1 pseudogene is annotated in these 536 nt (G+C 50.4%); it reads left to right on the plus strand.

Annotated features, from left to right (window positions below):
• Window positions 1–536, plus strand: a pseudogene (locus MWU65_RS17530) (hypothetical protein); the annotation flags it as partial.

A 536-nucleotide genomic window follows, 5' to 3' on the forward strand; every position in this document is an offset into this window, starting at 1 on the left:
ACTGGAGACAAAGGAGCAGATGGAGATAAAGGAGTAGATGGAGATCAAGGTCCAATAGGAGCTCAAGGTCCTGATGGAGATAAAGGAGCCACTGGTGATACAGGAGCTCAAGGTCCGGTTGGTATTCAGGGAGCTGTTGGAGACAAGGGTGCAACTGGAGACAAAGGAGCAGATGGAGATAAAGGAGTAGATGGAGATCAAGGTCCAATAGGAGCCCAAGGTCCTGATGGAGATAAGGGAGCCACTGGTGACAAAGGTGCAACTGGTGATACAGGAGACAAAGGTGCGACTGGAGACAAGGGTGCAACTGGAGACAAAGGTGCGACTGGAGACAAAGGAGCAGATGGAGATAAAGGAATAGATGGAGATCAAGGTCCTGATGGAGATAAAGGAGCCACTGGTGATACAGGAGACAAAGGTGCAACTGGAGATAAAGGAGCAGATGGAGATAAAGGAGCCACTGGTGATACAGGAGCTCAAGGTCCGGTTGGTATTCAGGGAGCCGTTGGAGACAAGGGTGCAACAGGAGACAAAGG

Origin of the sequence: Cellulophaga sp. F20128 (genome assembly GCF_023015805.1) — a bacterium.
Taxonomy (GTDB): domain Bacteria; phylum Bacteroidota; class Bacteroidia; order Flavobacteriales; family Flavobacteriaceae; genus Cellulophaga.